14 protein-coding genes and 1 tRNA gene are annotated in these 12,691 nt (G+C 72.6%); 9 read left to right on the forward strand and 6 right to left on the reverse strand.

What is annotated here, in order from left to right:
* Positions 1-5 precede the first annotated feature (5 nt).
* On the reverse strand, positions 6-1,256 hold the full coding sequence (locus FR742_RS23460) for an ArgE/DapE family deacylase (RefSeq protein WP_148032933.1): 1,251 nt from the start codon (positions 1,254-1,256) through the stop codon (positions 6-8).
* 84 nt (positions 1,257-1,340) lie between these two features.
* Between FR742_RS23460 and FR742_RS23465 the strand changes: the two genes are divergently transcribed.
* Entirely contained in the window at positions 1,341-2,279 is a 939-nt protein-coding gene (locus FR742_RS23465; protein WP_222709028.1) for an endonuclease/exonuclease/phosphatase family protein, read from the forward strand.
* A 55-nt stretch (positions 2,280-2,334) separates the two neighbouring features.
* A complete protein-coding gene (locus FR742_RS23470; RefSeq protein ID WP_148032935.1) occupies positions 2,335-2,655 on the forward strand; it encodes a co-chaperone GroES in 321 nt (106 codons plus the stop codon).
* Positions 2,656-2,665: 10 nt separating this feature from the next.
* On the opposite strand, the gene FR742_RS23475 is transcribed toward FR742_RS23470, so the two are convergent.
* Positions 2,666-3,124 (reverse strand): TIGR02611 family protein, encoded by a 459-nt coding sequence (locus FR742_RS23475; RefSeq protein ID WP_148032936.1) that lies wholly within the window; start codon positions 3,122-3,124, stop codon positions 2,666-2,668.
* Positions 3,125-3,296: 172 nt separating this feature from the next.
* Between FR742_RS23475 and FR742_RS23480 the strand changes: the two genes are divergently transcribed.
* Genes FR742_RS23480 through FR742_RS23490 form a run of 3 tightly spaced genes read left to right on the forward strand, consistent with a single transcriptional unit; the run spans position 3,297 to position 5,189 of the window.
* Entirely contained in the window at positions 3,297-4,202 is a 906-nt protein-coding gene (locus tag FR742_RS23480; protein WP_261808700.1) for an aryldialkylphosphatase, read from the forward strand.
* 23 nt (positions 4,203-4,225) lie between these two features.
* A complete protein-coding gene (locus FR742_RS23485; protein ID WP_148032938.1) occupies positions 4,226-4,594 on the forward strand; it encodes a PPOX class F420-dependent oxidoreductase in 369 nt (122 codons plus the stop codon).
* 4 nt (positions 4,595-4,598) lie between these two features.
* The gene (locus FR742_RS23490; RefSeq protein WP_148032939.1) at positions 4,599-5,189 is read left to right on the forward strand and encodes an ATP-binding protein; all 591 of its coding nucleotides are present in this window, start codon (positions 4,599-4,601) and stop codon (positions 5,187-5,189) included.
* Here the strand turns inward: FR742_RS23490 and FR742_RS23495 are convergent.
* Entirely contained in the window at positions 5,131-5,751 is a 621-nt protein-coding gene (locus FR742_RS23495; protein WP_148032940.1) for a TetR/AcrR family transcriptional regulator, read from the reverse strand. The genes FR742_RS23490 and FR742_RS23495 overlap by 59 nt on opposite strands.
* 49 nt (positions 5,752-5,800) lie before the next feature.
* On the opposite strand from FR742_RS23495, the gene FR742_RS23500 reads away from it, so the two are divergent.
* The gene (locus tag FR742_RS23500) at positions 5,801-8,014 is read left to right on the forward strand and encodes an excinuclease ABC subunit UvrA (protein ID WP_148032941.1); all 2,214 of its coding nucleotides are present in this window, start codon (positions 5,801-5,803) and stop codon (positions 8,012-8,014) included.
* On the opposite strand, the gene FR742_RS23505 is transcribed toward FR742_RS23500, so the two are convergent.
* From FR742_RS23505 to FR742_RS23515, 3 genes are read right to left on the reverse strand one after another with little or no spacing between them, the layout of a single operon-like run.
* Positions 7,977-8,756 (reverse strand): putative hydro-lyase, encoded by a 780-nt coding sequence (locus FR742_RS23505; RefSeq protein WP_222709029.1) that lies wholly within the window; start codon positions 8,754-8,756, stop codon positions 7,977-7,979. The genes FR742_RS23500 and FR742_RS23505 overlap by 38 nt on opposite strands.
* Positions 8,757-8,784: 28 nt before the next feature.
* The gene (locus FR742_RS23510) at positions 8,785-9,021 is read right to left on the reverse strand and encodes a hypothetical protein (protein ID WP_148032942.1); all 237 of its coding nucleotides are present in this window, start codon (positions 9,019-9,021) and stop codon (positions 8,785-8,787) included.
* On the reverse strand, positions 9,021-9,245 hold the full coding sequence (locus tag FR742_RS23515; protein WP_148032943.1) for a DUF6158 family protein: 225 nt from the start codon (positions 9,243-9,245) through the stop codon (positions 9,021-9,023). Before FR742_RS23515 ends, FR742_RS23510 begins: the two co-directional genes overlap by 1 nt.
* A gap of 96 nt (positions 9,246-9,341) precedes the next feature.
* Here FR742_RS23515 and FR742_RS23520 point away from each other — a divergent pair, with 96 nt between their 5' ends.
* The 3 genes from FR742_RS23520 to FR742_RS23535 all read left to right on the forward strand — a co-directional run bounded on the left by FR742_RS23520 (position 9,342) and on the right by FR742_RS23535 (position 12,355).
* Positions 9,342-10,274 carry a LysR family transcriptional regulator gene (locus FR742_RS23520; protein ID WP_148032944.1) on the forward strand — a complete coding sequence of 311 codons (933 nt, stop codon included), beginning with the start codon at positions 9,342-9,344 and terminating at the stop codon, positions 10,272-10,274.
* Positions 10,275-10,363: 89 nt separating this feature from the next.
* On the forward strand, positions 10,364-11,851 hold the full coding sequence (locus tag FR742_RS23525; RefSeq protein WP_148032945.1) for a S1 family peptidase: 1,488 nt from the start codon (positions 10,364-10,366) through the stop codon (positions 11,849-11,851).
* A 430-nt stretch (positions 11,852-12,281) separates the two neighbouring features.
* Positions 12,282-12,355 (forward strand) — tRNA-Ile (locus FR742_RS23535).
* Positions 12,356-12,691 lie beyond the last annotated feature (336 nt).

Below are 12,691 nucleotides of genomic sequence, written 5' to 3' on the forward strand. Positions count from 1 at the left end.
CCCGGTCAGGGCGCGCAGCGGCGGACCGCCAGGACTGCCAGGGCGCGGATCACCTCCAGGAACTCCGGCACCGCCACCTGCTCGCGGGGCGCGTGCGCGAAGCGCACGTCGCCGGGGCCGTAGTGCAGCGTCGGGATCCCGCTGCCCGCGTACAGCCGCAGGTCGCTCCCGTACGGGGCGGCGGCTTCGGTGAGGGTGGCCCCGCCGGTGTCGGCGACCGCCTGCCTCACCTCGCTGAGCAGCGGGTGACCGGCGGGCAGCCGGCCGCTGGCGAACTGGCCGCCTGGCCAGGTCACCGCCGGCGGGTTCGCCCGCAGCCACGGGTGCGCGGCCGACCGCACCGCCTCCTCGAACGCGGCCCGCGCCGCCGCCGGGTCCTCGTCCAGCCGCACGCCCAGCCGGCCCTCGGCGACCAGCAGGTCCGGCACCGTGCTCGCCCAGTCGCCGGCGTGGACGGTGCCGATCTCGATCGGGTACGGCAGCGGGTTGCCGCCGAACACGACGGGGACGTCCCGGTTCCGCTCGGCCTCCAGCCGCCTGATCGCCTCGAACACCGGCCAGAACACCTCGATGGCGTTGACCCCCTCCAGCCGGGCGGCGCCGTGCGCGGCCCGGCCGGCGATCTCCAGCCGGAACGTGAGCGCGCCCGCGTTGGCGGTGATCACCTGGCCGCTGGTCGGCTCGGTGATCACGGCCGCCTCGGCGGTATGCCCCCTGGCCAGGGTGCCGAACGCGCCCAGCCCGCCGTCCTCCTCACTGACGACGCAGTGCACGGCCAGCGGGCGGGTGAGCCTGATCCCGGCCCGCTGGACGGCCCGCACCACGGCCAGGTTGGCGACCAGGCCCGCCTTCATGTCGCAGGCGCCCCTGCCGTGCAGGACGTCGCCGCTGATCCGGGCGGCGAACGGGTCGTTCCCCTCCCATTTGGCCAGGTCTCCGACGGGCACCACGTCCACATGCCCCTGCAGCGCCAGCGCGGGGACGCCGTCGCCGCCCACCACCCCGACGACCCCGTACCCCTCGCTCCTCGGCGCCTCGGTGCCGGGGAACCCGTCGCGCTCGCGCAGGTCGTCGAGGTCGAGCTTCCACACGTCCACGTCCATGCCGACCTCGGTCAGCAGGCCGGCGAAGTGATGCTGCAGCTCCGACTCGGCGTCGGTGCCGGTGACGCTGGGCACGCCGACGGTCTCGGCCAGCAGGTTCACGGCCTCGGAGTCGTCGATGGCGTCCAGCACCCTGAGTTCCACGTCACGCATGCGCACACCTTCTCATGACGGCTCATGACGGGAATGCCAGGAAATCCCGTGAACTCGTACCGGGAGTTGTGGCGATACTCAGGCGTGAAGATCGTGGCGAGTCTGGTGGCGTGGGGTGTGACGGGCGCGGCGGCGGTGTGGGCGGCGCTGCGGCTGTCGGGGTTCGAGCCGGACTGGCCGTGGGTGCCCGCGGTGGCGGTCACCCCGCACGTCGCGGCGGCCGCGGGGGCCGGGCTGGTGCTGGCGGCGGCGCTCAGGAAGCGGGCGGCGGCCGCGCTGGCCCTGGCCGCCACGGTGGCCCTGGGCTTCGCCGTGGTGCCGAGGAGCCTGGCCGACGGCGGCACGGAGCCGGCCGGGGCGCCGCTGCGGGTGCTGGCGGCCAACCTCATGGTCGGCGTGGCCGACACCGGCGAGCTGATGGCGCTGGTGGCCCGCCTCCGGCCCGACGTGCTGGCGTTGCAGGAGCTGACGCCTGACGCCATGGAGCGGCTGGAGGAAGCCGGGTTGCCCGAGACGTTCCCGTACGCCGTGACCCGGCCCAGGCAGGGAGCCGGCGGCTCGGCCCTGTACGCGCGGCACCCGCTCACCCCCGGCGAGGCGATCGAGCACGGCCGCTTCGGCCAGGTCCGCGCGGCGCTCGCGCACCCGGGCGGGGCACGGGTGGAGCTGGTCTCCGTGCACCCGTGCGCGCCCAAGAGGTACGGTCGGCAGCCCTGCTGGCGAGCCGGGCTGGAGGCGCTCCCCCGCGCCGGCGGCCCGCTGCGGGTCCTGGCCGGCGACTTCAACGCCACGCTCGACCACCTGCCCATGCGCGAGCTCCTCGCGAGCGGCTACCGGGACGCCGCCGACGTCACCGGCCACGGCCTGCGCACCACCTGGCCGCAGGGCGGCTGGGGCCCGCTCCCGGGAGTCGCCATCGACCACGTCCTGGCGGACTCCCGCATCGGCGTCCGCTCCTTCGGCGTGCACACGCTCAAGGGCACCGACCACCACCCGGTCTCCGCCGTTCTCACCCTTCCTTGAAGTCCGCCGTACGGGCGTGGAGTGATCCTTACCCGGCGGAACGTAAACTTGGCACGTGGAAGAGCCGAAGTTCGAGATTCAGATGCTGCACGATCGGGTGATGATCCGGCTGGAGCGCGACACCGAGGAGCGACGCAGCGGATCGGGCATCGTCATCCCGGCGACGGTGAAGATGGCCAACCGGCTCGCCTGGGGCGAGGTCTGCGGGGTCGGCGCCAACGTGCGCTCGGTCCGGGTCGGCGACAAGGTGCTGCTCAATCCTGAAGACCAGTTCGAGGTGGAGCTGCACGCGCAGACCTATCTCGTGATGCGCGAGCGCGACCTGCACGCGGTGGCCACGCAGGAGACCGACCACGGCACGGGTCTCTATCTCTGAGGCCCCCGCCTCAGGGGAGGACGAACTGCCTGGCCACCTGGATGACGTCCACGCCGAACGTGAGCAGGCTGAGGTAGATGATCAGGCCCATGGCGCAGAGCGTCACGAACGCCACGATGATCCGCACGGTCCAGCCCCGCCGCTTGTACCACTCGGTCCAGGCGTGCAGCATCCGCTTGCCGAACTCCAGCACCCGGTGCGCCCAGTGAAACTCGGTCGCCAGCACCGCCAGGCCGCCGAACACGACCAGCCAGCCGGGGCCGGGGAACGGCACCATGATCAGGCCGCCGACCACCATGATGGTGCCGATCACGCCGATCACCACCTTGAGGGTGAGCGCGCCGGTGCGCGTGGCCCTGACGCCGTCGAGCCAGCCCTTGAGCCCGCGACGGCGAGGAATGCTGGAGTGACGCGCGGCCTCGTCCTTCATGAGGTCGGCGTCCCCCGTCTCGGATTTCTGCGTCGGCACGGTCCCCCCGGACAGTCGGTGTGGTCACCAGGATACGGGTAGGCCCACAGGCACGAGTGGCCAAATGTGGACTACACCCGGAACGTCCGTCAAACCCGCTGAACGGTAAAATCTGGCGCTAAACCAGGATATATCGGGCTTTTCTCAGCTACTGTAGAGCATGCCCGAGGTTATGCTTCGCACTGTTACCGGCCCCGTCCGCGCGGCCGCGGTGACCGGTGCCGTACTCCCCCACGAACACCTCCGCGCCGACATGCGCTGGGCAGTGGGCATCGACTCCGATCCGTACCGCTGGCTGGACGAGGAGCAGGCCGTCATCGCCGAGCTCCGCGCGCTGCGCACCGGCGACGACCCGCTCGGCCTGGTCGTGGAGCTCACCTCCATCGGCATGGGCCGCGACGCGGCCGCCCTGGCCAGGATCGCCGCCGGCAGCCGTGTGCCGGTGGTCGCCGCCACGGGCCTTTCCACCGGGCCGTTCTCCGGCGCCGCCGACGCCGACGCCGACACGCTCACCGGCCTGCTGATGGCCGACATCCTCGACGGGATGGACGACAGCGGCGTGTTCCCCGGCGTGATCGGCGAGGTCGGCTGCTGGGGCGCGCACCCCACCCCGGCCGAGGAGCGCGCCCTGCGGGCCGCCGCCCGCGCCGCGCTCTCCTCCAGGCTGTCGGTGGCCACCTACGGCCAGGACGGCCTGGCCATGCTGGAACTGCTGATGATCGAGGGCCTGCCCGCCTCCCGGGTGTCCGTGGGCTGCTCGGGCGCCGACCCGGCCGCGGCCCGCAAGATCGCCGAGTCCGGCGCGTACGTGAGCCTGGGCTCGATCGGCGTGGGCGCCGAGCGGGCCGCTGCCGTCGCCCTGGACCTCATCCGCGAGGGCCACGCCGGCCGGCTGCTGCTCAGCAGCGGCGTGAGCCGGGTCGCGCAGCTCGGCAAGTACGGCGGCCCCGGCTACGGGCACCTGACCACCGCGGTGCTGACCGGACTGCGCGAGGCCGGCGTCGAAGGGGAGACGCTGAGCGCGATCACCCACGACAACCCGCTGCGCTGGCTGACGGACGGGTTGACCTCAAGCTGAGTTGAGGTCTCATGCTTGAGGTCATGAGACTCACCGAATCCGAGCTGGCATTCCTGTCCACCCAGCGGCTGGGCCGCCTGGCCACGGTCGCGCCCGGCGGCCAGGTGCAGAACAACCCCGTCGGCTTCTTCGTCGACGCCGAGGCCGGCACGATCGACATCGGCGGCCTCGACCTGGCCGCCACCAAGAAGTTCCGCAACGTACAGGCCGGCAGCACGGTCTCGCTGGTGGTGGACGAGCTGGCCTCGGTCAGCCCGTGGATCGTGCGCGGGGTGGAGATCCGCGGCACCGCCGAGGCGCTCACCGGCGTGCGCCCGCCCAGGCCCGGCATGTCCGACGCGGTCATCCGCGTCAAGCCGGCGAAGGTCATCTCCTGGGGCCTGCCAGACTGAGACCGTGATCTGGGTCGTCAGCGGCCCGCCGGGGGCGGGCAAGTCCACGGTGGCCGCCGCGCTGCTCGCCCGCCTGTCGCCGGTGCCCGCCCTGCTCGACAAGGACACGATGTACGGGGGCCTCGTCGCCGAGGTGCTGGCCGGCTACGGCAGGCCTCATGGGGAACGCGAGGGCTCCTGGTACGACGAGCACGTCAAACGGCACGAGTATGCCGGCATGACCGCGACCGCCCGGCGGATCCGCGAGCACGGCTGCCCGGTCATGCTCGACGGCCCTTTCACCGGCCAGGTGCACGACGCGGCGCGCTGGCGACGTTGGGTGACGGAGCTGGGCGGCCCGCCGGTGCGGCTGGTGTGGGTGCGCTCCGACGCCTCGACGCTGCGCGAGCGCCTGGAGGCCAGGGGCCTGCCCAGGGACGCGGGCAAGCTGGCGGCCTTCGACGCGTACCTCGCCAGGATCAGGGTGGACGAGCCGCCCGCGGTGCCGCACCTGGAGATCGACAACCGGCGCGGCGCGCCCCCGCTGGGGGCGCAGCTCACCGCGGCGGGTATATCGCCCCGAGCACCCCGGGCAGGCGGGCCACCCATCGGGTGAACCGCCCCTCCTCGAACGCGGCGCCCGGCTCGTTGGCGAGCTGCTGCGACAGCAGGCCGGCGATCAGGCTGGAGCCCAGGGCCTGACCCTCCTCGCCGGCGGCGTCCGGATGCAGTTCGCCGCGCTCGATGGCGGCCGACGTCAGCGCGGTGAAGTGGTCGTGGACGGCCAGGGCCGGCGCGTACGCCCGCTCGGAGGGCTCGAAGCCGGGCACCGGCCGCCAGAACAGCAGCTGGGCCAGCGCCTGGTTGGCCATCACCCACCGCGCGCCGGCCTCCAGCGAGGCGGCCATCGCGGCCAGGCCGGGCTCCGCGCCCGCGGCGCCCCGCAGCACCGCCTCCAGGTAGGCCCGCTGGCCGCGTTCGAAGAGCGCGTCGTAGACGGCGTGCCGGGACGGGAAGTACTTGTACAGCGACGGCGGCCGGATGCCGAGCCGCCTGGCCACGGCCGACAGGCTCAGCCCGGCCACGCCGTCCTCGGCCATCACCTCCAGGGCGATGGCCAGGATCTCCTCCAGCGTCTCCGCCCGCCGGCGGGCCCTCCGATCGGGAATGTCAGCCATGACATGTAGCTTAGGCTACAGGTAATAGCTGAAGCTATGGAGGAGAGCCATGTCCCGCGAGATCGTGCTCACCGGTCTCCGGCAGAACAACCTGCGCGACGTCTCCCTGCGGCTGCCCAAGGAGCGGCTCATCGTGTTCACCGGCGTGTCCGGCTCCGGCAAGTCGTCGGTGGTGTTCGAGACCATCGCGGCCGAGTCGCAGCGCCAGCTCAACGAGACCTACAGCGCGTTCGTCAGGAACCGGCTGCCCAAGCACGAGCGCCCGCGCGCCGGGCGGCTGGAGGGGCTGACCGCCGCGGTGGTCGTCGACCAGCGGCCGGTGGGCGGCAACGCCCGCTCCACGGTCGGCACGATGACCGAGATCCACCCCATGCTGCGGGTGCTGTTCTCGCGGCGCGGCGAGCCCTCGGCGGGCCCGGCGACGGCCTACTCGTTCAACGACCCGGCGGGCATGTGCCCGGAGTGCGCCGGCCTCGGGCGGAAGACGGAGGTCGACGTCGGGCGGCTGGTCGACTTCGACCTGTCGCTGGCCCAGGGAGCGCTGCGGCCGTACGCGGTCGGCGGCTACGTGTGGAGCCTCTACGCGAAGTCGGGGCTGTTCGACCCGGCCAAGCCGCTGCGCGACTACACCGAGCGGGAGCTCGGCCTGCTGTTGCACGGGAGCGGGTTCAAGGTCGAGCGCGACGGCCGCGCCCACGACTACGAGGGCGTGATCACCCGGTTCGACCGCGTCCACCTCCACCGCGACGTGGAGTCGCTCGACCAGGCGGCGCGGGAGGTGGTGCGCGAGCGCGCCTGCCCCGCGTGCGGCGGCCGGCGGCTCAACCCGGCGGCGCTGGCCTCCCGCATCGACGGCCGCAGCCTGGCCGACCACTGCGCGATGGAGATCACCGACCTGATCGGCGTGCTGGCGGAGACGGCCGACCCGGTCGCCCGCGCGGCGGTGGAGGCGTTGCGCCGCGTCGAGGCCATCGGGCTCGGCTACCTCAGCCTCGACCGGGAGACGCCGACCCTGTCGGGCGGCGAGGCCCAGCGCCTCAAGACCGTGCGCCACCTGGGCAGCGGCCTCACCGGTCTCACGTACGTCTTCGACGAGCCCAGCGCCGGCCTGCATCCGCGCGACGTGCACCTGCTCGGCGGGCTGCTGTTGCAGCTGCGCGACAAGGGCAACACGGTGCTCGTGGTCGAGCACGACCGCGACGTGATCGCGCTCGCCGACCAGGTGGTCGACCTGGGGCCGGGCGCGGGCGCCGACGGCGGGCGGGTGGTCTACCAGGGCCCGGTGGCCGGGCTCGGCGACACGCCGACCGGCCGCGCGCTGCGGCGGGCGCGCGGGCTCAAGGAGCGGGTACGCGAACCGTCCGGGTGGCTGACGATCGGCGGCGCCCGGACCCACAACCTGGCGGACGTGACGGTCCGGGTGCCGCTGGGCGTGCTGACGGCGGTGACCGGCGTGGCCGGGTCGGGCAAGAGCACGCTGATGACCCGCGAGCTGCCCGCCTGCCACCCCGGCACGGTGCTGGTCGACCAGTCGGCCGTGCACGCCTCGCCCCGTTCGACGCTCGCCACCTACCTGGGGGCGATGGACCGGCTGCGCAAGCTGTTCGCGGCCGCGCACGGGGTGCCGGCCAAGCTGTTCAGCGCCAACTCGGCGGGCGCCTGCCCGGAGTGCGGCGGGCGCGGCGAGATCAGGACCGATCTGGCGTTCATGGACCCGGTGACCCGCGTCTGCGACGCCTGCGGCGGCACCCGCTACAACCGCGAGGCCCTGTCGTACCGCCTGGCCGGGCGCGACATCGCCGGCGTGCTGGCGCTGACCGCCGGCGAGGCCGTGCGCGACTACGACCTGCCGGGCCTCGACCGGCTGGGCGAGCTGGGGCTGGGCCACCTGACCCTGGGGCGTTCGCTGGCCACGCTGTCGGGCGGCGAGCGGCAGCGGCTCAAGCTGGCGCACCGGCTGCACGAGACCGGTCACGTGTACGTGTTCGACGAGCCGACCAGGGGCCTGCACCCGGCCGACGTCGACCGGCTGCTGGCGCTGCTCGACCGGCTCGTCGACGGCGGCAACGCGGTGATCGTGGTGGAGCACGACCTCGACGTGGTCAAGCACGCCGACTGGGTGATCGACCTGGGGCCGGAGGCGGGACGGCACGGCGGGCGGGTGATGTTCGAGGGCACCCCGGCGGCGCTGGCCGAAGCCTCCACCCATACCGCGAAATATCTGGCTAAGTCTCTCGATAGTCCTCGTCCCGCGCGTCGATGATCGCCATGTGCCCCGGCAGGTGCCCGATCGCGAACTCCACGCCGCTGGCCATCACCGCCGCCTGCGGCGTCACCCCGCACGCCCAGAACAGCGGCGTCTCCCCCTCCCGCACCTCCACCGGGTCGCCGAAGTCGGGCCTGCCCAGGTCGCCGATGCCGATCACGGCCGGGTCGCCGGTGTGGACCGGCGCGCCGTGCACCATCGGGTAGCGCCCGCTGACCTCGATCGCGGTGGCCACCAGCGCCTCCGGCACCGGCCGCATCGACACCACGAGCGGCCCCGCCAGCGGCCCCGACGGCTCGCACGGCACGTTCGTCCGGTACATCGGCACGTTCACGCCCTGCTCCAGGTGCCGGATCGGCACGCCCGCGGCCAGCAGCGCCCGCTCGAAGGTGAAGCTGCAGCCGAACAGGAACGGCACCAGGTCCGCCCGCCACTCCGCCACCACCTCACCGGTGTCGGCGACGGCGCGTCCGTCCTGGTAGACGCGGTAGCCGGGCAGGTCGGTGCGCAGGTCGCCGGGGAACAGGCGGGTGCGCACCGCGCCGGGCTCGCCCACGTCGAGCAGCGGGCAGGCCCGTGCGTTGCGGTGCGCGAACAGCAGCAGGTCGTAGGCCAGCTCCTGGGGCACGGCGATCAGATTGGCCTGGGTCCAGCCCCTGCACCAGCCCGCCGTCGGCGTGCGCTCCCCGCCGCGGAAGCGCTCGCGCGCCTGCGCGGGGGTCAGGTGTGCGACGTCCACTCCTCGAGCGTACGCCCGAGTCGCCGGATCAGCGCCAGACGCCGAAGGTGTGCGGCCCGAGCCCGTACCCGTCAGGGGTCGGCAGCACGTACCCCTGGCCGATCAGCCGCTCCAGGCTCTCCCGTACCTCCTCGCCGGGCAGGCCGGTGATGTGCACCAGCTCGTCCATACCGACCCAGCCGTGCTCGACGGCCGGGCCCGCGACGGCCTCATAGACGTGGATGTCGACGTCGGACAGCGCCTGCACGTCGTGTCGCGGATCCATCAGCGTGCCCTCGCTCCCTCGCGCAGCCGGTTCGGGTCGATCTCGCGCTCCGGATAGCGGCGCAGATATTCGGACTCCATCTCGTTCGTCCGCGAGGTGTGACGGGCGAGCGCGTCGTCGGATCCGTGCAGGAAGGTGTCGGTGCGGGTGGTGTGCAGTTGCCGCAGCTCGCGCAGCAGGTCCTCGTCGCTCAGCTGGGCCGGGTCGATTCCCATCGTCGTCATGGGCTCCCTCTACCCCAGATGGCGCTCGACAATATCTGTCACATTTCCTGACACATAGGCATTGTTTGGGAGATTAGACCGCCTTACCTTCCCGTTATGGACCTCGAGCTCAGGCACCTCAAGATCGTCCGCGCCGTCGCGGACGCCGGAAGTGTCAGCAAGGCCGCTTCCATGCTCGGGTTGGCCCAGCCCGCCCTCACCGCCCAGCTCAAGCGCATCGAGCGGATGCTCGGCGGCGCGCTCTTCGAGCGCGACCGTCACGGCGCCCGCCCCACCCGGCTGGGCGAGCTGGTGCTCGCCCGCGCCCGGGTACTCCTGCCCGCCGCCAAGGAGCTGCAGGAGGAGGCCGTACGGTTCGCGCACGCCCCCACCTCCGGCTACCGGATAGGCGCCACCAACGGCCCGATACTCGGCGGCCTGGTGCACCGCCTGGCCGCGGAACGCCAGGTAACCACCTACACCAGCTGGTCGGCGCACGAGCTGACCACCATGGTCGAGCTGGGCCGGCTCGACTACGTGCTGACCGGGGCGTGCGGCGACAACGGCACTCCGGCGGGCACCCTGGCCTGGGAGACGATCAGCCTCGACCCGGTCTTCACCCTGCTCTCCGTGGACCACCCGCTGGCCGTGGAGAAGGAGGTGGAGCTCGCCGACCTGGCGGACGAGCAGTGGGCGGTCACGCCGGGGGACGGCTGCTTCAACGACTGCTTCGCGATGGCGTGCGCGCGGGCCGGGTTCACGCCGGGCACCATCTACGAGACCGACGTGGCCACCTGCGTGCACCTGGCGCAGGTGGGCCGCGCGGTGGTGCTCTGCCAGGCCACCCACCAGCCCGCCCCCGGCATGGTGGTGGTGCCGCTGAAGAACGCGCCGCTGCGGTGGCGTCAGCTCCTCGGCCGCCACCCGGCCGCGCCGGACGCCGCGTGGGTGCTCCTCCAGGCCAAGCAGACACACCGGGAAGCGGTACGGCGCAGCCGCGCCTACCACGACTGGCTGGGCCGCAACCCCGGGTTCGGCACCGCGCCATAACACCGTGATAGGGCCGAACTGGTACTCCTCGGGTCTCGGCCACCCGCGTACGTTGACGGCACCCCCCAGCCACAGCGAGGAGACACCCCATGCTGCGGACCCCAGCGCTGATCGCCATCTCGATCGGTGCCTTAGTCATGACGGCCACCCCCGCCGTCGCCACCCCCACCACCACGACCACCACCACCGCCACGACCACCGCCACGGCCGAGCCCCCCAAGGGCGTGATCGACGCCATCGAGCGCGACCTCGGCATCAGCGAGAGGCAGGCCGTCGCCCGGATGGCCAACGAGGCCCGCGGCAACCAGGCCGCGCCCGCCCTGGCCAAGCAGCTCGGCGACCGCTACGCCGGCGCCTGGTTCGAAGGGCCGGAGAGCAAGCTGGTCGCGGCCAGCGTCAAGCAGTCGGACGCCGCCGCGATCAAGAGCTCCGGCGCCGAGGCCCGCATCGTGACCCGCACGCTGGCCCAGCTCACCGCCGTCAAGGACGGCCTGGACAAGGCCGCGCCGCCCGACACCGTGCACAGCTGGTCGGTCTCACCCGCCGACAACGCGGTCGTCGTGCAGGCCGCCGACCAGGACGCGGCCCTGGCCTGGGCGAAGAGCGCCGGCGTCGACACCGGCGCGGTCAAGTTCGCGGACTCGGCGGACCGGCCGAAGCTCCTGTACGACATCCGCGGCGGCGACGCGTACTACATCTCGTCCTCGCGCTGCTCCGTCGGGTTCGCCGCGCGGCGCGGCACCCAGGTCGGCTTCACCACCGCCGGCCACTGCGGCTCCAACGGCCAGTCCACGACCGGCTACAACCGCGTGGCGCAGGGCACCTTCCAGATCTCCTCGTTCCCCGGCAACGACTACGCCTGGGTCGCGACAAACGCCGACTGGACCGCCCCCGGCGTGGTCAACGGCTACTCGGCCGGCATCCTGCCGGTGCGCGGCGCGTCCGTCACCCAGCCCGGCGGCTCCGTGTGCCGCTCCGGCTCCACCACCCAGTGGCACTGCGGCACCGTACAGGCGCTCAACAGCACCGTGAACTACCCGCAGGGCACCGTCTCCGGACTCACCCGCACCTCCGTCTGCGCCGAGCCCGGCGACTCCGGCGGCGCGTTCATCTCCGGCGACCAGGCCCAGGGCATGACCTCCGGCGGCTCCGGCAACTGCAGCATCGGCGGCACCACGTACTTCCAGCCGATCGGCGAGATCATCTCCGTCGGCGGCCTGACCCTGGTGACCAGCGACGGCGGCGGCGACCCCGACCCGCCCACCGGCTGCCAGGGCTACCAGTCGACCCACACCGGCTCGCTGTCGTCCGGCCAGAACGCCTACCAGCCGAACGGCTCCTACTACCAGACGACGACGTCGGGCACCCACGCCGCCTGCCTGGACGCCCCTGACGGCACCGACTTCGACCTCTACCTCCAGAGGTGGAACGGCTTCTCCTGGAGCACCGTGGCCCAGGGCATCACGCCCGGCGCCGACGAGACCGTCACCTACAACGGCAGCGCCGGCTACTACCGCTACCGCGTGCACGCCTACAGCGGCTCCGGCGCGTACACCCTCGGCTTCAACCGGCCGTAACGTACTCCCCCCGGGACGCCACTGGAACGGGCCCTCAACCAGCTCCTCCAGCGGCGTCCCGCCGAACAGCACCCGCAGGGCCCACCGGTTGACAACGGTGCGGCCCTGCCCCTGTTGCCGCCCGCCGATCTCCGCGGTCCGTACGGCGCGGCGCAGGTCCGAGGCGTGGACCATGTCCACGTCCTTCCGCCGCTCCCCCAGCTCACGCGCCTGTTCCCGCCCGGCGGCGGACAGCTCGCCGGCTCCACCGTGGTGGCGTGCGTCTCGTAGATCAGCTTCACCGGCGAGCGCGCCACCCCGTCCGCTCTCGGAAGAATGATCGTCCTACTCTCCCCCGAGAGGGCTAGGCGTGGAATGATGTGCGAGGCATCAGGCGGGGCTGGGGGCGCTCACCATGCTTTAACCTTGTCGATGCGCACAACTCAATCCAGGGGCGGTAGCTCAGCCGGTCAGAGCATCGGACTCATAATCCGTGGGTCGTGGGTTCAAGTCCCACCCGCCCTACCCACTTCACCAGGTACGGAGCACCCTATCCCGCTTCCGCGGGCGGGGGAAGCGGCGGTTGGGGGACCGAAGGGGGACCCCAGTTTCGGACCCCTCCTTCAGCATGATTTTTCGAGGCACCAGGCGAAGCGCCGCCTCCGCTGCCGCCCTGGCCACATCCGGCAGCACCGCCGTGCAGATGTCGGAAGTGATCCCGATCGACGAGTGCCGCAGCATCGCCGACACGTACTTCATGTCCGTCCCCGCCGCCAGGCTGAGCGTGGCCGCGCCATGCCGGAGATCGTGACACGGTCGGCTACCGCAAGACCGAACCGGACCTCGTACCCGAGCAGGTAC

Source organism: Nonomuraea sp. C10 (genome assembly GCF_008017515.1).
GTDB lineage: Bacteria > Actinomycetota > Actinomycetes > Streptosporangiales > Streptosporangiaceae > Nonomuraea > Nonomuraea ferruginea.